23 protein-coding genes are annotated in these 23,159 nt (G+C 62.5%); 21 read left to right on the top strand and 2 right to left on the bottom strand.

From position 1 onward, the window contains the following. The 7 genes from ABWV64_RS04485 to ABWV64_RS04455 all read left to right on the top strand — a co-directional run bounded on the left by ABWV64_RS04485 (position 1) and on the right by ABWV64_RS04455 (position 6,183). The gene (locus tag ABWV64_RS04485; protein WP_353343073.1) at positions 1–948 is read left to right on the top strand and encodes an alpha/beta hydrolase; all 948 of its coding nucleotides are present in this window, start codon (positions 1–3) and stop codon (positions 946–948) included. Continuing rightward, positions 945–1,412, top strand: coding sequence for a DUF3237 domain-containing protein (locus tag ABWV64_RS04480; RefSeq protein WP_353343072.1), 468 nt, complete (start codon positions 945–947; stop codon positions 1,410–1,412). Before ABWV64_RS04485 ends, ABWV64_RS04480 begins: the two co-directional genes overlap by 4 nt. A gap of 111 nt (positions 1,413–1,523) precedes the next feature. After that, positions 1,524–2,336 carry a phosphonate ABC transporter ATP-binding protein gene (phnC, locus tag ABWV64_RS04475; RefSeq protein WP_353343071.1) on the top strand — a complete coding sequence of 271 codons (813 nt, stop codon included), beginning with the start codon at positions 1,524–1,526 and terminating at the stop codon, positions 2,334–2,336. Positions 2,337–2,388: 52 nt separating this feature from the next. Continuing rightward, positions 2,389–3,300 carry a phosphonate ABC transporter substrate-binding protein gene (phnD, locus tag ABWV64_RS04470; RefSeq protein WP_353343070.1) on the top strand — a complete coding sequence of 304 codons (912 nt, stop codon included), beginning with the start codon at positions 2,389–2,391 and terminating at the stop codon, positions 3,298–3,300. 69 nt (positions 3,301–3,369) lie between these two features. Continuing rightward, positions 3,370–4,254, top strand: coding sequence for a phosphonate ABC transporter, permease protein PhnE (phnE, locus tag ABWV64_RS04465; protein WP_502902616.1), 885 nt, complete (start codon positions 3,370–3,372; stop codon positions 4,252–4,254). Next, entirely contained in the window at positions 4,251–5,564 is a 1,314-nt protein-coding gene (phnE, locus tag ABWV64_RS04460) for a phosphonate ABC transporter, permease protein PhnE (RefSeq protein WP_353343069.1), read from the top strand. The genes phnE (ABWV64_RS04465) and phnE (ABWV64_RS04460) overlap by 4 nt, the downstream gene beginning before the upstream one ends. Positions 5,565–5,568: 4 nt before the next feature. Next, complete coding sequence (locus ABWV64_RS04455; protein ID WP_353343068.1) at positions 5,569–6,183, top strand: LbetaH domain-containing protein; 615 nt, start codon at positions 5,569–5,571, stop codon at positions 6,181–6,183. 23 nt (positions 6,184–6,206) lie between these two features. Here the strand turns inward: ABWV64_RS04455 and phnF are convergent, their stop codons facing one another. Continuing rightward, the gene (phnF, locus tag ABWV64_RS04450) at positions 6,207–6,917 is read right to left on the bottom strand and encodes a phosphonate metabolism transcriptional regulator PhnF (RefSeq protein WP_353343067.1); all 711 of its coding nucleotides are present in this window, start codon (positions 6,915–6,917) and stop codon (positions 6,207–6,209) included. A gap of 95 nt (positions 6,918–7,012) precedes the next feature. On the opposite strand from phnF, the gene phnG reads away from it, so the two are divergent. The 8 genes from phnG (at position 7,013) to ABWV64_RS04410 (ending at position 13,237) form a co-directional block, all read left to right on the top strand. Next, positions 7,013–7,477 (top strand): phosphonate C-P lyase system protein PhnG, encoded by a 465-nt coding sequence (phnG, locus tag ABWV64_RS04445; protein ID WP_353343066.1) that lies wholly within the window; start codon positions 7,013–7,015, stop codon positions 7,475–7,477. Beyond that, positions 7,477–8,037 carry a phosphonate C-P lyase system protein PhnH gene (gene phnH / locus ABWV64_RS04440; protein ID WP_353343065.1) on the top strand — a complete coding sequence of 187 codons (561 nt, stop codon included), beginning with the start codon at positions 7,477–7,479 and terminating at the stop codon, positions 8,035–8,037. Before phnG ends, phnH begins: the two co-directional genes overlap by 1 nt. Further along, complete coding sequence (locus ABWV64_RS04435; protein ID WP_353343064.1) at positions 8,037–9,125, top strand: carbon-phosphorus lyase complex subunit; 1,089 nt, start codon at positions 8,037–8,039, stop codon at positions 9,123–9,125. Before phnH ends, ABWV64_RS04435 begins: the two co-directional genes overlap by 1 nt. Continuing rightward, positions 9,122–10,009 (top strand): alpha-D-ribose 1-methylphosphonate 5-phosphate C-P-lyase PhnJ, encoded by an 888-nt coding sequence (locus ABWV64_RS04430; protein WP_353343063.1) that lies wholly within the window; start codon positions 9,122–9,124, stop codon positions 10,007–10,009. Before ABWV64_RS04435 ends, ABWV64_RS04430 begins: the two co-directional genes overlap by 4 nt. Then, positions 10,006–10,788 carry a phosphonate C-P lyase system protein PhnK gene (gene phnK, locus ABWV64_RS04425; RefSeq protein ID WP_353343062.1) on the top strand — a complete coding sequence of 261 codons (783 nt, stop codon included), beginning with the start codon at positions 10,006–10,008 and terminating at the stop codon, positions 10,786–10,788. Before ABWV64_RS04430 ends, phnK begins: the two co-directional genes overlap by 4 nt. A gap of 4 nt (positions 10,789–10,792) precedes the next feature. After that, a complete protein-coding gene (phnL, locus tag ABWV64_RS04420) occupies positions 10,793–11,476 on the top strand; it encodes a phosphonate C-P lyase system protein PhnL (protein ID WP_353343061.1) in 684 nt (227 codons plus the stop codon). Further along, entirely contained in the window at positions 11,473–12,024 is a 552-nt protein-coding gene (gene phnN, locus ABWV64_RS04415) for a phosphonate metabolism protein/1,5-bisphosphokinase (PRPP-forming) PhnN (RefSeq protein WP_353343060.1), read from the top strand. The genes phnL and phnN overlap by 4 nt, the downstream gene beginning before the upstream one ends. A gap of 67 nt (positions 12,025–12,091) precedes the next feature. After that, positions 12,092–13,237 carry an alpha-D-ribose 1-methylphosphonate 5-triphosphate diphosphatase gene (locus ABWV64_RS04410; RefSeq protein WP_353343059.1) on the top strand — a complete coding sequence of 382 codons (1,146 nt, stop codon included), beginning with the start codon at positions 12,092–12,094 and terminating at the stop codon, positions 13,235–13,237. On the opposite strand, the gene ABWV64_RS04405 is transcribed toward ABWV64_RS04410, so the two are convergent. Then, a complete protein-coding gene (locus ABWV64_RS04405) occupies positions 13,234–14,397 on the bottom strand; it encodes an amidohydrolase (RefSeq protein ID WP_353343058.1) in 1,164 nt (387 codons plus the stop codon). The genes ABWV64_RS04410 and ABWV64_RS04405 overlap by 4 nt on opposite strands. Positions 14,398–14,707: 310 nt before the next feature. Here ABWV64_RS04405 and ABWV64_RS04400 point away from each other — a divergent pair, with 310 nt between their 5' ends. The 6 genes from ABWV64_RS04400 (at position 14,708) to ABWV64_RS04375 (ending at position 23,109) form a co-directional block, all read left to right on the top strand. Then, positions 14,708–17,002: an Orn/Lys/Arg family decarboxylase gene (locus ABWV64_RS04400; RefSeq protein WP_353343057.1), complete on the top strand. Its 2,295-nt coding sequence runs from the start codon at positions 14,708–14,710 to the stop codon at positions 17,000–17,002. A gap of 565 nt (positions 17,003–17,567) precedes the next feature. Further along, on the top strand, positions 17,568–19,151 hold the full coding sequence (locus tag ABWV64_RS04395) for an ABC transporter substrate-binding protein (protein WP_353343056.1): 1,584 nt from the start codon (positions 17,568–17,570) through the stop codon (positions 19,149–19,151). Between the two features lie 98 nt (positions 19,152–19,249). Beyond that, entirely contained in the window at positions 19,250–20,203 is a 954-nt protein-coding gene (locus ABWV64_RS04390; protein ID WP_353343055.1) for an ABC transporter permease, read from the top strand. Further along, positions 20,196–21,134, top strand: coding sequence for an ABC transporter permease (locus tag ABWV64_RS04385; RefSeq protein ID WP_353343054.1), 939 nt, complete (start codon positions 20,196–20,198; stop codon positions 21,132–21,134). The genes ABWV64_RS04390 and ABWV64_RS04385 overlap by 8 nt, the downstream gene beginning before the upstream one ends. A gap of 11 nt (positions 21,135–21,145) precedes the next feature. Beyond that, complete coding sequence (locus tag ABWV64_RS04380) at positions 21,146–22,132, top strand: ABC transporter ATP-binding protein (protein ID WP_353343053.1); 987 nt, start codon at positions 21,146–21,148, stop codon at positions 22,130–22,132. Next, the gene (locus ABWV64_RS04375; RefSeq protein ID WP_353343052.1) at positions 22,129–23,109 is read left to right on the top strand and encodes an ABC transporter ATP-binding protein; all 981 of its coding nucleotides are present in this window, start codon (positions 22,129–22,131) and stop codon (positions 23,107–23,109) included. The genes ABWV64_RS04380 and ABWV64_RS04375 overlap by 4 nt, the downstream gene beginning before the upstream one ends. Positions 23,110–23,159: the final 50 nt, after the last annotated feature.

The raw sequence follows: 23,159 nt of genomic DNA, 5'->3' as shown, positions 1-23,159 counted from the left end.
ATGCTCAACCCGCAGATCAATGATTTCATGGCCGAATGGTCGGCCCAATGGGCGACGCTCAAGCAGGGCGCCAGCGCGCAGGACCGGCGCGCGCATTTCGAGAGTGTCGCGACCAATATGGCGCTGCCTGCGCCGCAAGATGTGGACCAAAGCGCGCAGCATTGGATCGAGAGCGAAGCAGGGCGGCTGCGTGTGCGGGTGTTTCGGTATACGGGCGCGGATGCGGGTGCAAATACCGGCGCGCAGGATTGTCTGATCTACGCCCATGGCGGCGCCTTCATGCAAGGATCGCCCGAAACCCATGCGGATATCACCGCGCGCATCGCCTCGTGGAACAAACAAACGGTGGTCAGCGTCGATTATGCGCTCTGCCCCGAGCATGTGTTTCCGGCCGCCTTCAACCAGATGTGTGATGTGGCGCTTTGGTGCCGCGAGAATGCCGCGCAGCTGGGGATTGATCCGGCCCGCATCGCCATCGGCGGGGATAGCGCGGGGGGCAATCTGGCGGCGGCGGCAGCGCTGGCGATGAAGGATTTCGGGTTTTTGGGGCAGCTTCTGGTCTACCCTTGCACCGAATTCGATCTCACGCGCCCGTCGATGATCGAGAACGCCGAGGCGCCGTTGTTGCAAACCAAGGGCATGCCGATGGTGAACCGTATGCTCGTGGGCGGGGCCGAAAACGAGCATCTGCTTGCGACTGACCCGCGCGTTGCGCCCTATGTCGCGGCCGATCACAGCGGCCTTGCGTCCGCGTTTATTGCCGTGGCGCAATATGATCCGCTGCGCGACAGCGGTCTGGTCTATGGCGAGAAGCTGCGCGCCGCAGGGGTCGCGGTCGAGATCGACGAGGGCGCGGGGTTGATCCATGGCTATTTGCGGGCGATGGAATATTGCGACGCGTCGCAGGCCAAATTGCGCGCCATGTGCGCATGGCTGGCGGCGCTATGAGCGCGCCCGTGCGCCCCGCGCTCGAGCCGGTCTTTACCATCGAGGCCGAGATCGACACGCCGCGTTCGGCGGGCGCCGCGCCCCACGGCGAGCGGCTGCATATCCCGATCACCGGCGGGCGTGTCCATGGCCCCCGCCTTACGGGGCAGGTGTTGGCGGGCGGGTCCGACTGGCCGGTGATCGAGCCGGACGGCACCAGCCGCATCGAGGCGCACTATAGTATCGAGGCCGAGGATGGCACTTTGATCTATGTGGTGAACAAGGGGCTGCGGGTGTCCTCCGATGCGGTGCGTGCGCGGCTGCGGGCCGGAGATGCGGTGGCGCCGGATGAGTATTACATGCGCGCCGCGCCGGTGTTCGATGCGCCGCATGGGCCGCATCGCTGGCTGTCCGAGGCGTTGTTTGTATGCTCGATCGCGCCGCGCGGGGGCGTGGTTGTGATCGACGTCTATCACGTGACATAAGCGCGCCGCGCCGCGCGGACCCGATGCATGGCGTCATGAAAACTTCGCAAAACTGAAAAGAAACTGATTCCAGCGGGCCGCTATACGCCCCCCAACACCTATGGGGGCGATATGCTGACACTGACCGATCTGACCAAATCCTTTGGCGGCAATATTGCCGTGGACAAGGCCAATATCACCGTCGAACGCCCGATGATGATCGGCGTGATCGGACGCTCGGGCGCGGGCAAATCGACCCTGCTGCGGATGCTCAATTGCCTCACGCCCGCAACCTCGGGGCAGATCCGGTTTGACGACTGCGATGTGACCGCCCTCAAGGGCGCGGCCAAGCGGCGCTGGCAATCGCAATGCGCGATGATTTTCCAACAGTTCAATCTGGTGCCGCGTATGGATGTGGTGTCGAATGTCCTGCACGGCACGCTGAACCGGCGCTCGACCGTCGCGACGATGTTCAATCTCTACCCAAAGACCGATATCGAGCGGGCGATTGATATTCTCGACCGGCTCGGCATTGCGCAGCACGCACCCAAACGCGCCGAGGCCCTGTCGGGCGGGCAGCAGCAGCGCGTGGCCATAGCGCGCGCCCTGATGCAGGACCCGCAGATCATTCTGGCCGACGAGCCGATTGCCTCGCTGGACCCGATGAATGCGCAGATCGTGATGCAATCGCTGCGCCGGATCCATGAAGAGGACGGGCGGATGGTGATTGCCAATCTGCACACGCTCGATACGGCGCGGCGCTATTGCGACCGCGTGATCGGCATGCGCGACGGGCGCATCGTGTTTGACGGCACGCCTGCCCAGCTGACCACTGGTGTGGCGCGCGATATCTATGGCGCCGATGCCTCCTTTAGCGAGGCCGCCACATCCACCGAAATCGAAACCCTTGATAAGGCCGCGCGCGAAGGCGTTGCGGCTTTTTGATTGTCCCACGGTCGCCGGTGCCGGCGCCCCTAGCATGAGAGAGAAAACACCCATGAAAACCTTGATGGCAGCAGCCCTTGCAACCACCACTTTGGCCGGTAGCGTCACGGCCGAGGGCCACGCGATCACCGAATTCCGCATCGGCCTTTTGGGCGGCGAGAACGCCCAAGACCGGATGAATTCGAACGAATGCCTGCGCGCGCAGACCGAAGAGTTGCTCGGGGTCGAGACCAAGCTTTTTGCCCCTGCCGATTATAACGGCGTGATCCAAGGCCTGTTGGGCGGCACGCTTGATATGGCGTGGCTTGGCGCGTCGGGCTATGCGGCGGTGTTCATCCAAAACCCCGATGCGGTCGAGCCGGTCTTGGTCAAAATCAATCTGGACGGCTCTTACGGCTATCACTCCATCGGCTTTGCCCGCAAAGACAGCGGCGTCGCATCGCTCGACGATATGCAAGGCAAGGTGTTCGGCTTTGGCGATCCCAATTCCACCTCGGGCTATTTGATCCCCTCCATCGAAATCCCGCAATACAAGGACGGGGTGAGCATGGAGACGGGCAAGTATTTCGGCGAGGTGAAATTCACCGGCGGCCACGAGCAGACCATCGTTGCGGTCAACAACGGCGATATCGATGGCGGCGTGACATGGGCCGACGGGCAGGGCAATTGGGAAGACGGTTACAACTCCGGCGCGCTGCGCAAGGCTGTGGATGCGGGGCTCGTCGATATGAACGATCTGGTGGAAATCTGGCGCTCCAAACCGATCCCCGAAGGCCCCGTTGTTTTGCGCAAGGACCTGCCCCAAGAGGTCAAGGACAAGATGATCGCCTTGGTCGACGGCATGTATGAAGCCGATCCCGAATGCGCCTATGGCATGGCGGCGGGCGAGAGCCTCGGCTTCGACCCGATCAACCATGACGCCTATGTCTCGATCATCGAGGCACGCAAGGCGAAATCGAACTAAGAGATTGATTTCATGACGTTCTGCAGGTCCCGCATCCGCGCGGGGCCTGTAATTTTGCAAGGAAAGCGAATGCAACAGATGACCGACGGCGCCGGTGAAACGGCGATGCTCAAAGAGGCCTATATGGCGCAAACGCGCCGCAAGAGGGTGCTCAACACGGTGTTGATCGTGGTGTTCATCGCCCTGATGGTCGGCGGGTTTCGCACCGCAGACGATCGCAACGCAGGCGGGTTTTGGCAAGGGTTGCCCAATATCCTCGGATTTCCGGCGGATGTGGTGCGCGAGGCGGTCGAACGGGCGCATTTGCTTCCGGGATATTTTGTCAAATACCTGCCCTCGCTGGTCGAGACGGTCAATATTGCCGCCGCTTCGACCTTGCTCGGCGCGATGATCGGATTGGTGATGTCGCTTTTGGTGACGCGCGGGCTGGCGCCGGTGCCATGGCTGGTGGGGCCGCTGCGCCGCGTTTTGGATATTTTGCGCGCCCTGCCCGAGATCGTTGTGGCGCTGATCTTGATTTTCCTGCTCGGCGGCGGACCGGTGCCCGCGATGATCGCCATCGCCCTGCATACGGTCGGCGCCTTGGGCAAACTGTTCTCCGAGGTCAATGAAAACAGCGCGCTCAAACCCGTCGAGGGGCTGGCCTCGGTGGGGGCCAATTGGGCGCAGCGGATGATGCTTGGCGTGGTGCCGCAGGTCGCGCCCAATTACCTCAGCTACGCGCTCTTGCGCTTCGAGATCAACATCCGCGCCTCGGCCATCCTCGGCTTCGTCGGCGCAGGCGGCATTGGTTACGATTTGCGCAACACGATGAGCTGGGGGCAGGGCAAATTCGACGAGGCCGCCGCGATCTTCTTGTTGCTGTTCGCGACCATTGTGGTGGTCGACCAGATGTCCAGCATGGCACGTGCCCGCCTGACCCATGGCGGCAAACTGCGCGAGGTCCGCCCATGAGCGATACAGCAATGCCCCAAGGCCGGATGCAGGCACAGGCCGCTGCGCTTTTTACGCGCAAACGGATCACGGCGCTGGCCATCCCTGCGCTGATCCTTGCCTATTTCACCTATATTTTCATCAGCTTCGACATGGCCGGTCTTGGCGAGCGGGTCAATGTGAACAATGCCAAAACGCTCTTGTCCGACACCTATAGCTACAAAACCCACGTCAGCCGCGACAACCGCTCCGGCGCGGTCGAGATTGCCATCGAAGGCGAGCGCAAAGGCCGCTATTCACAAGGGCAGGGGCCCGATTGGGTGCGTTTGGGCGAGGAGACGGTGATTGATCTCGGGCGCGGCCATATCGTCACCTTTGGCGATGCCGTCACCTATAGGGTGCCCGATTACGGCGTGATTTCCGCCGCGCCCGCGGCAGGCGGGGTCAATGCGGTTTTGCCCGATGGCCCTTTGCCAGATTTCATCAGCGCGTCCAAAAACCGCCTTATGGTGGTGACCGATGCGGGGCGCTTGACCGTCACGCGCAACCGCGCCGAAGTGTTCAAATATTCGGCGGGGTGGGAGCTGTTTTTCTTCACGCTCGACAGCCCCTATCACGGGCTGGGATTGGGCGCTTTGGCCTCGCGCGCGCTGCACGGCGAAGCGGGGGCGATTTGGAACGCCTTTTGGACCAACAAGATGTGGCGGCACGGCGATGTGGCTTGGGCCTTGGTCGAAACGGTTTTGATGGCCTTTTTGGGCACCTTCGGGGGGGCGATGATTGCGCTGCCTCTGGCCTTTCTGGCGGCCAAGAATTTCGCGCCGCTCGGCGCGCTGCGCTTTGCGGCGCGGCGGGTGTTCGATTTCCTGCGCGGGGTGGACGGGTTGATCTGGACCATCGTTTTGTCGCGCGCCTTCGGTCCGGGGCCGTTGACCGGATCTTTGGCGATTTTGCTGACCGATACCGGATCCTTTGGGAAGATGTTCTCGGAAGCGCTTGAAAACGTGGATGAAAAACAGATCGAAGGCGTCGCCTCGACGGGGGCCAAACCTTTGCAACGCTACCGGTTCGGCGTGTTGTCGCAGATCACGCCGGTGCTGTTGTCGCAGGTGCTTTACTATCTGGAATCCAACACCCGTTCGGCCACCATCATCGGCGCGATCACCGGCGGCGGCATCGGCCTTTTGCTGACCCAAGCGATCATCACGCAAAAGGATTGGGAGGAGGTGACCTATTACATCCTCTTGATCATCGCGATGGTTATGGTGATGGACACGCTGTCGGGATGGCTGCGCCGCAAGCTAATCCAAGGCACGGATGCAGGGCGCTAAGACCATGGCCCGTTTGAACGCGCAAAAACCGTTTTTGCACCCCGATTGCCAGATCACCGATACGCAGTTTGGCCGCTATGTGGAGATCGGCCAAGCCAGCCGCATCGCTCATTCGGTGATCGGTGATTATTCCTATTGCGACCGCTATGCGGATATCGCCAATGCCGAGATCGGCAAGTTTTCCAATATCGCCAGTTGCGTGCGCATCGGTGCGACGGACCATCCGCTGGACAAGGCCAGCCTGCATCACTTCCATTACCGCTCTGCCGATTATTTTGACGATGCGGATGATGACGAGGCATGGTTTGCCCACCGCCGCAGCCGCCGTGCGCGCATCGGTCATGACACATGGATCGGCCACGGGGCGCAAATCCGTCCCGAGGTGATGCTTGGCCACGGGTCGGTTGTGGCGGGCGGGGCAATCGTGACCAAGGATGTGCCGCCCTATATGATCGTCGCGGGCATTCCGGCCGTGCCCCTGCGCCGGCGTTTTGATGCGGATACGGCGGCGCGGCTGATGGCATTGGCGTGGTGGGATTGGCCGCATGAGCGGCTGCGCGCGGCGCTTGACGAGTTTCGAAGCCTGACGGCCGAGGCGTTCTTGGAGCGCTACGCATAGGGCGCGCTCTGTCCTGTCGCGGCCTACAGTTCGCCGACCGTCAGCGTGACGCGATCCCCGCAAAACCACGTATGGCCGTATTCGACCGGTGTGCCCTCGGCGTCGATATTGATGCTTTGCGTGCGCAAGAGCGGCGCGCCCTCGCGCAGGCGCAGATGCAGCGCCTGCACCGCCGTCGCGCCGACGGCGTTGAGGCGGGTCGAGGCGCGTGTGTAATCGCGCACGCCGCAGGCTTCGAGCGCTGCCGTCACCGAGCGCGTCTCGCGGATCACTTCGCAAAGCCCTTCGAGCCGCGCGGCGGGAAAGACGCTGCGAAACAGGGCGATGGGCTGTGCGTCCGCCAAGGACAGCCCCTCATAGGCATGCACCATCGCGCCCTCCGGCAGGTCCAGCGCCTCGCATTCTTCGGCGTCGGCAAGGCGCGTGGTCAGATGCAAGATATCCTTGGCCGGTGCGCGGCCCGCGTTGCGCAGGTTCTGGTGGAAGCGCACGCGGCGGCCAATGGGGTAATCGGTCGGGGCCAATGCGACAAAAACCCCCGCGCCGCGGCGCGCGTGCACCATGCCCGCCTCGGCCAGATCCTTGAGCGCGCGGCGCACGGTGTGCCGGTTGACGCCGTAGCGCGCGGCAAGTTCGGCCTCGGTCGGCAGCTTGTCGCCCGCCTTGTAATGGTGCCGCGCGATGTCGCCGCGCAGCCCCTCGGCAATGGCTTTCCAGATCGGGGTTTTGCTCATGGTGTCATCAAAATTTCACAGTTGGAGGGATTGGTGTTTCGACACTGGCGGTATAGTATTTGTATAGTTGTATAGAATTGGGGTGAGATGTCTAGATGCAAGCGGTGAGCGAGCAGACACAGCAAACACAGGTGCGCAAAGCGTGGATGGGGGTGTTGGCCAAAGCGCCTGCGGCGCGGCTTTGTGCGCTGTGGGAGCAATATGGCGAGGCGCCCGATTACGTCATTTTGCGCGCGCCCGAGGTGGGCGGTGTGATGGTGCGCGGGCGGGCGGGGGCCGTGGGCGCGCCGTTCAATTTGGGCGAAATGACGGTGACGCGTTGTTCGGTGCGGCTGGCCACCGGAGCGGTCGGTCATGGCTATGTGCAAGGGCGCGACAAGACCCATGCGCGGCAGGCCGCAGTGGTCGACGCGTTGATGCAAACCGGCGCCGCGCCGCAGGTCGAGGCGGCCATCGTGACGCCCCTGCGCGAAGGGCTGGCCGAGGCCCACGCGGCGCGCGCCGCCAAAGCCGCAGCGACAAAGGTGGATTTTTTCACGATGGTGCGAGGAGAGGATTGATGCAAACCGCAGCTTTGGAGGGCGGGTTCAGCGATGCGCCGGTGCAATCGGCCCGCGCCTTTCGCGCAGTGATGACGGCCATGGCCCGCCCCGCCGATATCCAGACGCTTCATGGCGCCGCTCCGCCCGCGCCTCTCTCGCCCGCCGCGGGGGCTGTTGTCTTGACGCTTTGCGATCCCGAGACACCGCTATATCTGGCCCCGTCCTATGATCTTGCGCCGCTGCGCGACTGGATCACCTTTCACACCGGCGCGCCATTGGTGCCCGCCGCGCAGGCGCAATTTGCCATCGGGGCGTGGGGCGAATTGCCGCTCGGCGCCTTGCGCATCGGCACGGCCGAATATCCCGACCGCTCGGCCACAGTGATCGTCGAGATGGCGCAGATCGAGGCGCGCGGCGCGGTGCTCAGCGGCGCGGGCATCAAGGATGAGGCGCAGCTTTCGCTGCCCGAAACGGCGGCCTTTCAATCCAACGCTGCCCTCTTCCCCTTGGGCTTGGATTTCTTTTTCACCGCAGGCGCGCAAGTGGCCGCTTTGCCCCGATCCACAAAGGTGCGCTGATGTATGTAGCAGTCAAAGGCGGCGAACGGGCGATTGACAATGCCCATGCGTGGCTGGCCGAAGAGCGGCGCGGCGATCTGGGCGTGGCCGAGCTTTCGGTGGCGCAAATCCGCGAGCAATTGGCCTTGGCGGTCAATCGGGTCATGGCCGAAGGCTCGCTTTATGATCCCGATCTGGCGGCGCTGGCGATCAAACAATCGCGCGGCGATTTGATCGAGGCGATTTTCCTGATCCGCGCCTATCGCACCACCTTGCCGCGCTTTGGCGCCTCAAACCCCGTCGAGACCGAAAACATGGCCTGCGCGCGCCGCGTGTCGGCGACCTTTAAGGATGCGCCTGGGGGGCAGGTGCTTGGCCCGACCTTCGACTACACGCATCGTTTGCTGGATTTCAAACTGGCCGCCGAGGGCGAGGCGGCGCCCGCGCCGACGGCCCCCGCGCCCGAGGGCGCGACGCCGCACATCATGTCGTTTCTGGACCGCGAAGGCTTGATCCAAGCCGAGCCGGAGGGGGCGCAGACCCCGCCCGATTTGACACGCGCGCCGTTGGAATTGCCCGCCGCGCGGGCGCTGCGGCTGCAAGCTTTGACGCGCGGCGACGAGGGGTTCATCCTCGGAATGGCCTATTCGACCCAGCGCGGATATGCGCGCAACCATGCTTTTGTCGCCGAATTGCGCATCGGCGAAGTGGAGGTGGAGCTGGAGATCCCCGAATTGGGTTTTGCCATTGAGATCGGCGATCTGACCCTCACAGAATGCGAGACGGTGAACCAGTTTCAAGGCTCCAAAACCCAGCCGCCGCAATTCACCCGCGGATATGGATTGGTCTTTGGCATGAGCGAGCGCAAGGCGATTTCCATGGCTTTGGTGGACCGCGCCCTGCGCTGGGCCGAGCTTGGCGAGGACAACCTCGGCGCGCCCGCGCAGGACGAGGAATTCGTGCTTTATCATGCGGATAACATCCAAGCGACGGGGTTTTTGGAGCATATCAAATTGCCCCATTACGTGGATTTCCAATCGGAACTTGAACTCATCCGCAAGCTGCGCCGCGAGGCGGCAGGCAGCGCGGTGCAGGAGGCGGCGCAATGAGCGATTACAATTTTGCCTATCTGGACGAGCAAACCAAGCGGATGATCCGCCGCGCGATCCTCAAAGGCTTGGCCGTGCCCGGATATCAGGTGCCTTTCGCCAGCCGCGAGATGCCGATGCCCTACGGATGGGGCACGGGCGGGGTGCAGGTGTCGGCGGCGGTTCTGACGCCGGATGATACGCTCAAGGTCATCGACCAAGGGGCGGATGACACGACCAATGCGGTTTCGATCCGGCGGTTTTTCGAAAAGACCGCGCAGGTCGCTGTGACCGAAGCGACCCAAGAGGCCAGCGTGATCCAGACCCGCCACCGCATCCCCGAAGCCGCGCTGCGCGCCGATCAAATCCTCGTCTATCAGGTGCCGATCCCCGAACCCTTGCGATTTTTGGAGCCCTCCGAGGTGGAAACCCGCAAGATGCATGCGCTGGAGGAATACGGGTTGATGCATGTGAAGCTTTACGAGGACATCAGCCAGCACGGCGCGATTGCCACCTCCTATGCCTATCCGGTCAAGGTCGAGGGGCGCTATGTGATGGACCCCTCGCCGATCCCGAAATTCGACAACCCCAAGCTTGAGATGGAGGCGATCCAGCTCTTCGGCGCGGGGCGCGAGCAACGGATTTACGCCCTGCCGCCCTATACGCGCGTCGTCAGCCTCGATTTCGACGACTATCCGTTCGAGGCGAGCAAGGCCGATCATCCCTGTGCCCTGTGCGGGGCCGAGGACAGCTATCTTGACGAGTTGATTGTCGATGACGCGGGCGGGCGGATGTTCATGTGTTCGGACACCGATTATTGCGCCGCGCGCCGCCGCGACGGGCATAGGGGGGCGCAGGGCGTGCAGGGTGCTCAGGGCACTATGGATCAGGAGAGCGCCGCATGAGCCGCGATGTCACACCGCTTTTGCAGGCCCAAGGCGTGAGCAAATATTACGGCGCGCGCATCGGATGCGCGGATGTCTCCTTTGATCTTTACCCTGGCGAGGTGATGGGCATCGTCGGCGAAAGCGGCTCGGGCAAATCGACCTTGCTGGGTTGTCTGGCCGGTCATATGGCGCCCGATCGCGGCAGGGTCTGTTTTGATACCCGCGCCGAGGGGATGCGCGATACGGCAGCGATGAGCGAGCCGGAGCGGCGGCTTTTGGCGCGCACCGATTGGGCCTTTGTGCATCAACATGCGCGCGACGGGCTGCGGATGAATGTCAGCGCGGGCGGCAATGTCGGCGAGCGCCTGATGGCGGTCAATGCGCGCCATTACGGCGAGATTCGCGCCAAGGCGATTGACTGGCTCGGCCGTGTCGAGATCCGCGAAGAGCGGGTCGATGACCGCCCCACGGCTTTTTCAGGCGGGATGCAGCAGCGGCTGCAAATCGCGCGCAATCTGGTGACGGGGCCGCGTTTGGTGTTTATGGACGAGCCGACCGGCGGATTGGACGTCAGCGTGCAGGCGCGGCTTTTGGACCTGCTGCGCGGTTTGGTGCGCGAAATGAACCTCAGCGCGATCATCGTTACCCATGACCTGGCGGTGGTGCGGCTTTTGGCGGACCGGCTTATGGTGATGAAAGACGGGCATGTGATCGAAACCGGCCTGACCGATCAGGTGCTCGACGATCCACAGCACGCCTATACGCAGCTTCTCGTCTCTTCCGTCTTGCAGGTGTAATCTCATGATAAAATTAGAAAATGTGTCAAAATCCTTCACCTTGCACAACCAAGGCAGCGCCGTGATCCCCGTCATGGAAGGCGCGGGTTTCGACGTCGCGGCGGGCGAATGTATCGCCTTGGTCGGGGCCTCGGGGGCGGGCAAATCCACGCTGATGCGGATGATTTACGGCAATTACCTGACCGCGGGCGGGCGGATCATGATCGGCGATCTGGACGTCGCCCGCGCCCAGCCGCGCGAGATCATCGCCCTGCGCCGCAAGACCTTGGGCTATGTGAGCCAGTTCTTGCGCGTGGTACCGCGGGTCTCGACGCTTGACGTGGTGGCCGAGCCGCTTTTGCTCACCGGATCGGCGCCCGAGGCCGCCCGCGCCCATGCGCAAGAGTTGCTCGCGCGGCTCAATATCCCGCCGCGCCTGTGGCCGCTCAGCCCGACGACATTTTCGGGCGGCGAGCAGCAGCGGGTCAATATCGCGCGCGGCTTTGCCTATCGGTATCCGGCGCTGTTGCTCGACGAGCCGACGGCCAGCCTCGATCCGGTCAACCGCGCCACGGTGTTGCAGATGATCACCGAGGCCAAGGCGCGCGGGGCGGCGATCATCGGAATTTTCCACGACCACGCCGCGCGCGATGCGGTGTGCGACCGCGTGGTGGATGTGACGGGTTTCACCCCGCAGGCGGCGGCATGAGCGGCGGGCGGTTTATCGCCATTGTCGGCCCTTCGGGCGCGGGCAAGGATACGGTCATGGAGGCCTTTGCCGCGCGGCACGCGGGGACGGTTCTGGCCCGCCGCGTCATCACGCGGCGCGCGGATGCGGGGGGCGAGGAGTTTGAAAGCGTGAGCCGCGCCGAGTTTGACCGCCGCGCGCAGGCCGGCGATTTTGTCTTGCACTGGCACGCGCACGGGCTGTGCTACGGGATCAGCGCTGCGCTGCGTGATGATCTGGCGGCGGGGCGCGATGTATTGGTCAACCTGTCGCGCAGCGTGCTGGAGGAGGCGATAGAGATTTTTCCGCAGGGTCGGATCATCCATCTGACCGCATCAACGCAGGTTCTGGCCGCGCGTCTGGCCGCACGCGGGCGCGAGGCACCGCGCGAGATCGAGGCGCGCATCAACCGCGCCGTGCGCGAGATACCGGCGCATCTGCCGGTGCAGGAAATCCGCAATGACGGCGATCTGGCGCAGACCCTCGCGGCGCTCGCATCCGCGCTCGCGCCGCAAGGCGCCGCCCGATGACAGCCCCGACACCGCGCCGCCGCCTTACACCCGCCCTTCTTTTCCCTGCCAATAGCGTGATACCGACATGACCCAAGACCTCATTCTCGCCAATGCAAGGCTGGTTTTGCCCGATGGGGTGCGAACCGGAGGCTTGCGGATTTCGAAGGGGCGGATCGCCGATATTTCGGACGGCGCCGCCGTGCCCAAAGGCGCGCTCGACCTTGGCGGTGATTTCCTCGCGCCGGGGCTTGTCGAGCTGCACACCGACAATCTGGAGCGCCACCTTGCGCCGCGCCCCAAGACCAACTGGCCGCATCGTCCCGCCATTATGGCCCATGACCGCGAATTGGCCGCGACGGGGATCACCACGGTGTTTGATGCGCTGCGTGTCGGCTCGATCCTGACCGATCACAAGGCGAAATACGACAAATATGCCCGCCAGATCGCCGATGACATCGCCCAGATGCGCGCGGCGGGGGCGCTCAAGATCAGCCACCATCTGCACCTGCGTGCCGAGGTCTGTTCGGAAACCCTGATCGAGGAGTTGGACGAGTTCGGCCCCGATGACCGTGTCGGCATCGTGTCGATGATGGATCACACGCCAGGGCAACGGCAATTCAGCGATATCGACAAATTCAAGGATTATGTGTGCGGCAAACACGGGCTGGATACGGCGGGCTTCGAGGCCTATGTGGCCTTTTTGCTCGGGTTGCAAACCCGTGTCGGCGCGCGCCACGAGGCCGCCACCGTGGCCGCGGCGGCGCGCTTCAAAGCCAGCCTCGCCAGCCACGATGACACCACCGCCGCGCAGGTCGCCGCGAGCCACGGGCATGGCGTCACCTTGGCCGAATTTCCCACCACCGTCGAGGCGGCCCATGCCTGCCATGATCTGGGCATCGCCACGATTATGGGCGCGCCCAATATTGTGCGCGGCGGGTCGCATTCGGGCAATGTCGCCGCGATGCGTTTGGCCGAGATCGACCGGCTGGACATCCTGTCGTCCGACTATGTGCCTGCGGGGCTGTTGATCGCGGCGGTGCGGCTGAGCGAGGTTTGGGACGATATGGCGCGGGCGATGGCCACGGTCACGGCCAATCCGGCCAAGGCCGTCGGCTTTACGGATCGCGGGGTGATCGACACGGGCGCGCGCGCCGATCTGATCCGCTTTGCCCAAACGGATGCGGATGTGGTGCTCAGGCAGGTCTGGTCGCAGGGCGCGCAGGTGGCTTAGGCGCGGCTCAAGATATCGTCCATGATACGGGCGAAAATCGCCGTGCCGATGGGGATCAGCGCATCGGGAAAATCATAATCGGGATTGTGCAGCGCCGGATGGGCCTCGCCCGCACCAAGGCATAGCATCGCCGCCTTGGCATGGGCGCCAAAGAGGCCGAAATCTTCGGAGGCACGCATCGGCACGCCGCTTTCGCCTTGCGAGAGACCGAGGGCGCGCAGCGCATCTTGCGCGATGGCGACGGCCTGCGGGTGGTTGATGGAGGCAAGGAAGGGTTCGACAACGCGGATCACGGCCTCCAAACCGGCGGCGCTTGCCACCGATTGGACAAGGGCGCGGGCCTTGGCCTCCAGCGCGGCCATCGCCGGATCGCTGGCGCAGCGCAGGGTGGCGTTGATCACCGCCTCGCCGGGGGCGACGCCAAAGGTCGGCGCGCCGATACGGGCATGGGTGAGGGTGACCAGTTCGAAATCATCGGGGGTCTCGCCCGCCGCTGGCGCGCCAGCGGTCAAAGCGGTCAACCCGCCCAGCAATTGCGCCACCGCGCCCGCAGGCGACAGGCCGGTTTCGGGCTGGGCAGCATGGGCGGTTTTGCCGCTCAGGTGGATTTCAAGCCCCTCGGAGGCGCAGTTGATCAATCCGGCGCGGGTGGCGACATGGCCCAAGGGCAGGCCGGGCAGATTGTGGATGGCAAAGGCCCAATCGGGGTCAAGCTGCGCAAAGGCGGGGTCCGAGACCACGGCCCGCGCGCCTGCGCCGGTTTCTTCCGCCGGTTGGAACAAAAGCACAATACGGCCAACTGCGGGCGGGCGGCGCGCGATCAGCCGTCCCAAGCCGAGCAGCATCACCATATGCCCGTCATGCCCGCAAAGATGCGCTTTGCCCGCGGCGCCGGAGGGCCAGCCGTGCGCGGCGATCTCGGTGATCGGCAAGGCGTCCAACTCGGCGCGAAACATCACGCATGGGCCGCCTGCGCCGCTGCCGAATACGGCGGCGACACCGTGACCGCCAATACCCGTCAGCAGATGCGTGGGCGAGAGCTTTGCCAGCTCGAGCGCGATGGTGCGGGCGGTGCGCTTTTCCTCGCCCGACACCTCGGGGCGGCGGTGCAGCGCGCGGCGCAGGTCGGTCAGTTCGGTGATGTCTTGGTCGGTGAGCATGGTCGATCTCGGGGCAAAGGGCGGCGGGGCGCCGGGTATATGGCCGAGCATCGCGCGGGGCTGCAGGGCAGGCGTTGCGCAAATCCTAGCCGTTCGTGCGCAGGGCGCATAGCCCTTTGGCGTCTTTGGCGCGCGGTGGATCGGCGCGCCCTGCGCAAAGCGGGCGGATCGCTGACAGGGGTCTTGACGGCGTGCATGGCTTAGGAAAGAAAAACCACATGCTTTGGCGGTGTGCGTCAGGGCACGAGGCAAGGGCGCGCAAACCGCGCATCGCCCGCGCCATTGGCTTCTGACCGGCTAGGAGAGCTTTATGAAGTTTCGTTTTCCCATCGTGATTATTGATGAAGATTTTCGCTCTGAAAACTCCTCCGGCTCGGGCATTCGCGCCATGGCCGAGGCGATGGAAAACGAAGGGTTCGAGGTGCTTGGCGTCACCAGCTATGGCGATCTTTCGCAATTCGCGCAGCAGCAATCACGCGCCAGCGCCTTTGTCCTGTCGATCGATGACGAGGAATTCACGCCCGGGCCGGATTTGGACCCTGCGGTGGTCAACCTGCGCAATTTCATCGAGGAAGTGCGGTGGAAAAACGAAGAGGTGCCGATTTACGTTTACGGTGAAACCAAAACCAGCCGCCACCTGCCCAATGACATCCTGCGCGAATTGCACGGGTTCATCCATATGTTCGAAGATACGCCCGAATTTGTCGCCCGCCATATCATCCGCGAGGCCAAACAATATCTCGAAAGCATCCAGCCGCCGTTTTTCAAGGCGTTGCTCGATTATGCCGAGGACGGGTCCTACTCTTGGCATTGCCCCGGCCATTCGGGGGGCGTGGCGTTTTTGAAAAGCCCGATCGGGCAGATGTATCACCAGTTTTACGGCGAGAACATGCTGCGCGCCGATGTGTGCAACGCGGTCGAGGAGTTGGGCCAGCTTTTGGATCACAACGGCGCGATTGGCGCCTCCGAGCGCAATGCCGCACGGATTTTCAATGCAGATCACTGCTATTTCGTCACCAATGGCACCTCGACCAGCAACAAGATGGTCTGGCACCATACGGTTGCGCCTGGCGATGTGGTGGTCGTGGATCGCAATTGCCACAAATCGATCCTGCATTCGATCATCATGACCGGCGCGGTGCCGGTTTTCCTCAAGCCGACGCGCAATCACTATGGCATCATCGGCCCTATCCCGCAGTCCGAATTCGAGATCGAGTCGATCCGCGCCAAGATCCGTGCCAATCCCTTGCTGGACGGGGTGGACGCCGATGAGGTAAAGCCGCGGATCATGACGTTGACGCAATCGACCTATGATGGCGTGCTTTATAATACCGAGACGATCAAAGGCCTGCTCGACGGCTATGTCGAGAACCTGCATTTCGACGAAGCGTGGTTGCCCCATGCGGCCTTCCACCCGTTTTATTCCAGCTTCCACGCCATGGGCCGCAAGCGCGAGCGCACGCAGCATTCGGTCACCTATGCGACGCAATCGATCCACAAACTTCTCGCGGGGATCAGTCAGGCCAGCCATGTTCTGGTGCAAGACAGCAAGGATACCAAGCTCGACCGGCATCTGTTTAACGAGGCCTATTTGATGCACACTTCGACCAGCCCGCAATATTCGATCATCGCCAGTTGCGATGTGGCGGCGGCGATGATGGAGCCTCCGGGCGGGACAGCTTTGGTCGAGGAAAGCATCGCCGAAGCGCTCGATTTTCGCCGCGCGATGCGCAAGGTGGACGACGAATACGGCGCCGATGATTGGTGGTTCCAAGTTTGGGGGCCAGAGGACGGGCTTGCCGAAGAGGGCATCGACAGCCCCGAGGATTGGGTTTTGCAAAAGACCGACGCCGACGGCGTGCAATCCTCGGACGGCGAGGATGCGTGGCACGGGTTCGGCGATATGGCGCCCGGTTTCAATATGCTCGACCCGATCAAAGCGACCATCGTCACCCCCGGTCTCAATATCGACGGGCGGTTCGATGCATGGGGCATTCCGGCCTCGATCGTTACCAAATATCTCGCCGAACACGGCGTTGTTGTTGAGAAAACAGGCCTTTACAGCTTTTTCATCATGTTCACCATCGGCATCACCAAGGGCCGCTGGAACACGCTTTTGACCGCCTTGCAGCAGTTCAAGGACGATTACGCCAAGAACCAGCCGATGTGGCGCACCATGCCGGATTTTTGCGCCAAACAGCCGCGTTACGAGCAAATGGGTCTGCGCGATCTATGCGAGCATGTGCATAAGCTTTACGCCAAATACGACGTGGCGATCCTGTCGACCGATATCTATCTGAGCGATCACACACCGGCGATGAAACCGTCGGACGCCTTTGCCCATATCGCGCAGCGCACCACCCAGCGTGTGCCGATTGACGATCTGGAAGGGCGCATCACCACCAGCCTCGTCACCCCCTATCCTCCGGGTATCCCCTTGTTGATCCCCGGTGAGGTGTTCAACAAGAAAATTGTGGAATATCTTAAGTTTAACAGAGAGTTTGCCCGCGAGTGCCCTGGCTTCGAGACCGACATTCACGGCCTCGTGCAAGAGCGCGACAGAGAGGGCAATATGCAATATTTCGCCGATTGCGTCGCGCGATAGGCAGGCCCCCGCGCCGCGCAGCCTTGCTCGCTTGAACGACCCGCACCCCGCATCTGGCCCACGCGGCTTGCGGGCGGCGCTTTGACGCGCGGCCGCTTCTCCTCTGTCTTTGCCGCCCTGCCGAGGCGGCGCCGCCCGTTTGCGGCGCGCGCGCTTTGCCGAGCTGCGCGGCGCTTATGGCCGCACAAAGCGGCACAAAGGCTGCGGCGGGAATCGCCTGCGCCTGCCATTTTAAAAGATAGGGTATGCTAATCGTAGTATTCGCCAGCGGATGGTTGTTGCTGCGTTGCGGCAGGGCATTTTGCATTTGCGGAAAGAATGTAACGGATTATGACCCGTTCAGCGGCGATTTATCGCTTTATTACATGGATTTTACCCGCCTTCACCTGTTTGCGCCCCGAATTTCGCTGCGATTGTGGGGCGGAGCAGGGCAGGGTTCCGCATGGCGGAAATATAACGAAAAATGTGTTTTTCGAATATTGAGTATTCACAAACGCCCCATTTGCCGACATGATCCCCCTACCTGCCATCAGAGCGGGGTGAAAACGATCTGGGAGGATTATCAATGCGGACGAAACGTCTGTTGTGCGGCGCCAAGGCGCTGCGTTTTGGGCTCAGCCGTCGCGGTTTCTTGCACGCGGCAGGTTTTGCAGCCTTTGCTTTCACACTGACCACCGCGCCGATGGCGCAAGCCGAAAGCCATATGGCCGCCAAGAAGGGCGGCACTTTGAACGTGGCTTTGGAAACCGATGTGCGCGGATTTGACACCGTGGAGGGCGGCGTTCTGGGCCAAACCGGCGAGATCGTCATTCGCACCATGATGGAGCCGCTGCTCGGGTTCGATGCCGCGTCCGGCGAATCCACGCCGCTTTTGGCCACGGAATGGAGCGCCGATGAGGCGCAGACTGTTTGGACCTTCAAGCTGCGCGAAGGCGTGAAGTTCCACGACGGCTCGGATTTCGATGCCGAAGACGTGGCCGCGCATTACAACCGTATTCTCGATCCCGAAGCGAAATCTGCCTCGCGCAGCTTTCTGACCGCGATCAAAGAGGTCAAGGTGGTCGATCCGCTGACGGTCGAATTCCATCTGGCCCACCCGTGGCAGGCCTTGCTGCCCTATCTGGCGACGACCTCCATGTCCGGCCCGATCCCGCCGAGCGAACATGTCGCGGCAGGCAAGCAAAACCGCGAGCCGGTCGGAACCGGTCCGTTCAAATTTGTCAGCTGGGCCTCGGGCGACCGGATCATCGTCGAAAAGTGGGACGGGTATCGCGATGCCGATGAGATCAATCTCGACGGGATCAATTTCCGCGTCCTGCCCGATACGCAAACACGCTATGCGTCGATGAAATCGGGCGAGGTTGACGTGATCTGGACCGACCGCGGCACCACGATCGTCGAGGCGCAAAAAGACGATGACATCGTTGCGATGTATTCGGACGGGGGCGGCGCATCGACGATGTTGCTCAATACGCGCAAGCCGCCGCTTGACGATGTGCGTGTGCGCCAAGCCGTGGCTTCGGCGATGAACCAACCGGCTTTGGTCAAGATCATCTGGCAAGACACGCGCCCTGTGGTCACCCATCCTTTGGGGCAGCTCAAGGATTGCGGCAAAGCGGGCTATCGCGACTATGACCCCAAAGCCGCCAAGGCGTTGATCGACGATTACGGCCAGCCGGTCAAAATCGTGATGATCCACACCGCGACCCCGCGTGGCCGCGAGCTTGGCGAATTGATGCAGCAGATGATGAAGCCTGCGGGCATCGAACTTGAGCTTCAGCCGGTCGATCAATCGACCCTTGTGAAGCGCGTCTTTACCCAAGACTTTGGCATCTCCGGTTGGCGGATCGCCGATGGCGCGGATATCGGTCCGCAGATTTTTGCCAATGTCTTCTCCAAGTCGAGCTATAACCTGACCGGTTTCTCTTCGCCCGAACTGGATGCCAAAGCCATGGCCATGCGCACCTCCAAGGACCGTGAAGAGCGTCTGCAGCTGCAGTGCGAGTTGATCCAAGCGATCAACGAGGACGGCTCGATGCTCTATTGGGGCGGTGGCCGTTACTGGGCCTTCACCACCAAGCGCGTCAAGGGCGTTCCGGCGCCTTACCGCGGTGTGGTCGATGTGACCCGTGCGTGGATTGACGAGTAACACTGTGTGTGACCTGCGCGCGCTGCCATTCCCCGGTGGCGCGCGTAGACCTCTGACTTGATCCTGACTGACTGACCTGCATCCCCGAGGACCCTGCCTTGAGATATCTATTGCGGCGTTTGCAACGCCTTGCGATCGTCCTTGTGACGGTCACTTTTGCAACTTTCCTATTGGTGAACGTGCTGCCGGGCGATGTCGCCTATCAGATGACGGGGATCATTTCCTCCGAAGAAGAGGTGCAGGGCATTCGCGAGGATCTTGGCCTCGACCGTCCGCTTTTGGTCCGCTACGCCGATTGGGCCGCTGGCATTGCGGTGGGCGATTGGGGGCAAAGCTTTCTGAGCAAGGAAGACGTTTGGGACCAATTGACCGACCGGTTTCCTGTCTCGCTCGAATTGATGCTGATGGCGCAATTCATGGCGCTTTTGCTGGCGGTGCCGATGGGGATGATCAGCGCCTATCGCCCCGGAAGCCGTGCGGACCGGATCATTGGCGCGGTGGCCTTCGGGTCGGTGTCGATGCCTTCCTTCATGACGGCGATCTTGCTTATCTATTTCTTCGCGCTCGGGCTGGGGTGGTTTCCGGCCACGGGCTACGAGCCGATCAGCAACGGACTTGGCGCCAATTTGAGCCGCATGTTCTTGCCTGCGTTGTCCTTGGCCTTGGTCGAATGGACGGTGCTGATGCGCACGCTGCGGGTCGAGATGATCGGCGTGTTGCAAGAGAATTACATCGCGCTGGCACGGGCGAAGGGGATGAGCGATGCGCGCATTCTTTGGGCCCATGCGCTGCGCCCCTCCAGCTTTTCGATGATCACCATCCTTGGCCTGCAAGTGGCGCGGCTGATGGGCGGGGCGATCATTATCGAGCAGATTTTCGGCATTCCTGGTGTCGGGCGGCTGCTCATTCATGCGGTCAATACGCGCGATTTCATCGTGATCCAAGGCTGCGTCACCTTCTTTGCCATTGCTTTCGTGATGGCCAATTTCCTCGTGGATGTCGCCTATGCGTGGCTCGACCCACGGGTCAGACAAGGGCGGTCCCATGGCTGATATTTCGACCAATTCCGACATGAACACCGATCCCGCACCGCGTAAGATCGATCCGGCCAAGGCGCAGGAGTTGCGCAATGTGGCGGCCAAGGCGATGCACGCCAAGCGCAACCGTTTGGGGCCGTTCTTTTGGATTCCGCTGGGCTGGTTGATCATCGTGGCGGTGGCCGCGATTTTCGCGCCGCTTTGGGGGTTGATGCCCGCCGACGAGATCGACTGGATGAATATCAAAGCCGCACCGGGCACGGCCGAAGGCCATCTGCTGGGCACCGATGCTTTGGGGCGCGATTTGCTCAGCCGTTTGATCTACGGCGCGCGGGTCTCTTTGACCGTGGGGTTTGCGGCGCCTGCCATCGGGGTGGGGCTTGGCTTGATCCTTGGCATGGCCGCAGGGTTTTATCGCGGCTGGGTCGATGAAATCATCGGGATTGCCATCGACACATGGCTCGCCATTCCGGGGCTGGTGATCCTCTTGCTGTTTTCGGTGATCTTTGGCGGCTCGCTCTTTATGGTGTGTTTCTCGCTGGGGCTGTTGTTCATCCCCTCGGCAGCGCGGATCACGCGGGCGGCGACGCTCAATTACGCAGGGCGCGAATTTGTCTTGGCGGCCCGCGCGATGGGGGCCTCCGACATGCGCATTTTGCTGCGCGAGATTTTCCCCAATATCATCTGGCCGCTGGTGGCCTTTGTCTTGATCGACATTCCGATTGCGATCGTGGTCGAAGGCGCGCTGTCCTTCCTTGGTCTGTCGGTCAAGGCCCCGACGCCAAGCTGGGGCGGGATCATCGCCGAAGGGCGCGAATTGCTCGATACGGCGCCGTATATTTCGCTTTATCCGACGGCGGTGATGTTCGTCACGGTGTTGAGCTTTAACCTCGTGGGCGATGCGATCCGCCGCCGTTTGGCCGATATGCGCGAAGGCGCAATTTAAGGGAGCAGAAGATGGCACAGATCATCCTTGATGTAAGAAACCAACGTACGGCCTTCGCCACTTCGCGCGGCATGTTGCAAGCGGTCGATGGCGTCAGCTTCACGCTGGAGCGCGGCAAGACCTTGGGCGTGGTGGGCGAAAGCGGCTCGGGCAAATCGGTATTGTCGCGCTCGCTGTTGCGCCTCTTGCCGCAAAGCGCCATCACCGGTCCGGGGTCGGAGGTCTACCTTGGCGGCACCGATCTGACGACCCTGTCGGAGACGCAATTGCGCGCCATGCGCGGGACCGAAATGGCCATCGTCTTCCAAGACCCGATGACCTCGCTCAACCCGACGCTGACCATTGGCGTGCAGATCATGGAAGTGCTGCGGGTGCATCTGGGCATGGGCAAAGCCGAGGCGCGCAAACGTGCGGTCGAGCTTCTCAAGCAGGTCGGATTGCCGCAAGCGGATGTGCGCGTCGATCAGCACCCGCATCAATTGTCCGGCGGGATGCGCCAACGGGTGGCGATTGCCATTGCCATCGCCTGCGAGCCGAAGTTGCTCATCGCGGACGAGCCGACAACCGCGCTCGACGTGACGGTGCAGGCCGACATTTTGGACCTGCTGCAACGGATGGTGCGCGAGAAGAATATGGCGATGATCCTGATCACCCATGATATGGGCGTGGTGGCGGGGCGCTGTGATGATGTGGCGGTGATGTATGCGGGGCGGATCGTCGAAAAGGCCCCCGTGCGCGATCTGTTTCGCGGCACGCGCCATCCCTATACGGCGGCGCTTTTGGCGTCGATCCCGCGGATCACCGACGATGCGCACCACCGGCTTGATGCCATCGAGGGGCGTCCGCCCGATTTGATCAATGCGCCGCATGGATGCGCCTTTGCGCCGCGCTGCCCCTTGGCCGATGCCCATTGCCACGAGGCCAAGCCCGCGCTTGAGGGGCAAACCCATGCCTTTGCCTGTTTCAAACCTTTGGATGCTACGGAGAATGCCGCATGAACGCGCAAAGCGGAGCGATCGACGATTTCCTCGTCCTTGATGATATGACGGTTGAATACCCGCTCGGAGGCGGGGCCAAGGTTCATGCGGTGTCGAACCTGTCGGTCACGGTCAAACGCGGCGAGACGCTGGGCCTTGTCGGCGAAAGCGGCTGCGGCAAATCCTCCGCGGCGCGCGCCGTGATGCAATTGCCGCCGCCCACATCGGGGCGCGTGGTGATGGACGGGACAGAATTGACCGGCCTGCGCGGCAAGGCGCTGCAAACCGCGCGGCGCCAGTTCCAGATGATTTTCCAAGACCCGATTGCCTCGCTCAATCCGCGCCAGACGGTGCGCGATATCGTCGCCGCGCCGCTCGAGATTGCGGGGCTGGGCGGATCGGAGGAAGAGCGCACCAAACTGGTGGTGGAGATGCTCGAAAAGGTCGGTCTGAACGGCGAGCAGGCGCTGGATCGGCGCCCGCACGAGTTTTCCGGCGGGCAGTGCCAGCGGATTTCCATCGCCCGCGCCTTGATCTTGCGGCCCGATTTGCTGGTTTGCGACGAGGCGGTGTCGGCTCTGGATGTCTCGGTGCAGGCGCAAACGCTCAACCTTCTTGAAGAGCTCAAGGGCGAATTCGGTCTGACCATGCTGTTCATCAGCCATGATCTGGCGGTGGTGAAACATGTTTCTGACCGCGTGGCGGTGATGTATCTGGGGATGCTGTGCGAATTGGCCGATGCCGAAACCATCTACCGCCAGCCCGCGCATCCCTATACGCGCAGCCTGATCGCCGCCGTGCCCGAGCCGGACCCCGATGCGCCGCGCCGCGAATTGCATCTGGTGCCCGGCGAATTGCCGTCGCCGGTCAATCCGCCCTCGGGATGCCGGTTTCGCACGCGCTGCCCCTTGGCGAGCGAGACCTGCGCCGCGCAGGTGCCGCAGCCGCGCGAGGTGGCCAAGGGCCATATGGTCGCCTGCCATCATCCGTTGATCTGAGCGCAGCGTCGCTTTGCATTCGCAGCAAAAATCCGGCGCATGCCTCTTGC

The organism is Litorivita sp. NS0012-18 (assembly GCF_040371945.1).
Taxonomy (GTDB): domain Bacteria; phylum Pseudomonadota; class Alphaproteobacteria; order Rhodobacterales; family Rhodobacteraceae; genus Litorivita.
The sequence above is the reverse complement of the archived record's forward strand: the minus strand, read 5'-3'. Positions and strand labels throughout refer to the sequence as shown.

What these genes read in the sequence shown, in the direction of transcription:
- ABWV64_RS04485 (WP_353343073.1), top strand. Translation starts at nt 1, where the DNA reads ATGCTCAACCCGCAGATCAATGATTTCATGGCCGAATGGTCGGCCCAA.
- ABWV64_RS04480 (WP_353343072.1), top strand. Translation starts at nt 945, where the DNA reads ATGAGCGCGCCCGTGCGCCCCGCGCTCGAGCCGGTCTTTACCATCGAG.
- phnC (WP_353343071.1), top strand. Translation starts at nt 1,524, where the DNA reads ATGCTGACACTGACCGATCTGACCAAATCCTTTGGCGGCAATATTGCC.
- phnD (WP_353343070.1), top strand. Translation starts at nt 2,389, where the DNA reads ATGAAAACCTTGATGGCAGCAGCCCTTGCAACCACCACTTTGGCCGGT.
- phnE (WP_502902616.1), top strand. Translation starts at nt 3,370, where the DNA reads ATGCAACAGATGACCGACGGCGCCGGTGAAACGGCGATGCTCAAAGAG.
- phnE (WP_353343069.1), top strand. Translation starts at nt 4,251, where the DNA reads ATGAGCGATACAGCAATGCCCCAAGGCCGGATGCAGGCACAGGCCGCT.
- ABWV64_RS04455 (WP_353343068.1), top strand. Translation starts at nt 5,569, where the DNA reads ATGGCCCGTTTGAACGCGCAAAAACCGTTTTTGCACCCCGATTGCCAG.
- phnF (WP_353343067.1), bottom strand. Translation starts at nt 6,917, where the DNA reads ATGAGCAAAACCCCGATCTGGAAAGCCATTGCCGAGGGGCTGCGCGGC.
- phnG (WP_353343066.1), top strand. Translation starts at nt 7,013, where the DNA reads ATGCAAGCGGTGAGCGAGCAGACACAGCAAACACAGGTGCGCAAAGCG.
- phnH (WP_353343065.1), top strand. Translation starts at nt 7,477, where the DNA reads ATGCAAACCGCAGCTTTGGAGGGCGGGTTCAGCGATGCGCCGGTGCAA.
- ABWV64_RS04435 (WP_353343064.1), top strand. Translation starts at nt 8,037, where the DNA reads ATGTATGTAGCAGTCAAAGGCGGCGAACGGGCGATTGACAATGCCCAT.
- ABWV64_RS04430 (WP_353343063.1), top strand. Translation starts at nt 9,122, where the DNA reads ATGAGCGATTACAATTTTGCCTATCTGGACGAGCAAACCAAGCGGATG.
- phnK (WP_353343062.1), top strand. Translation starts at nt 10,006, where the DNA reads ATGAGCCGCGATGTCACACCGCTTTTGCAGGCCCAAGGCGTGAGCAAA.
- phnL (WP_353343061.1), top strand. Translation starts at nt 10,793, where the DNA reads ATGATAAAATTAGAAAATGTGTCAAAATCCTTCACCTTGCACAACCAA.
- phnN (WP_353343060.1), top strand. Translation starts at nt 11,473, where the DNA reads ATGAGCGGCGGGCGGTTTATCGCCATTGTCGGCCCTTCGGGCGCGGGC.
- ABWV64_RS04410 (WP_353343059.1), top strand. Translation starts at nt 12,092, where the DNA reads ATGACCCAAGACCTCATTCTCGCCAATGCAAGGCTGGTTTTGCCCGAT.
- ABWV64_RS04405 (WP_353343058.1), bottom strand. Translation starts at nt 14,397, where the DNA reads ATGCTCACCGACCAAGACATCACCGAACTGACCGACCTGCGCCGCGCG.
- ABWV64_RS04400 (WP_353343057.1), top strand. Translation starts at nt 14,708, where the DNA reads ATGAAGTTTCGTTTTCCCATCGTGATTATTGATGAAGATTTTCGCTCT.
- ABWV64_RS04395 (WP_353343056.1), top strand. Translation starts at nt 17,568, where the DNA reads ATGCGGACGAAACGTCTGTTGTGCGGCGCCAAGGCGCTGCGTTTTGGG.
- ABWV64_RS04385 (WP_353343054.1), top strand. Translation starts at nt 20,196, where the DNA reads ATGGCTGATATTTCGACCAATTCCGACATGAACACCGATCCCGCACCG.
- ABWV64_RS04380 (WP_353343053.1), top strand. Translation starts at nt 21,146, where the DNA reads ATGGCACAGATCATCCTTGATGTAAGAAACCAACGTACGGCCTTCGCC.
- ABWV64_RS04375 (WP_353343052.1), top strand. Translation starts at nt 22,129, where the DNA reads ATGAACGCGCAAAGCGGAGCGATCGACGATTTCCTCGTCCTTGATGAT.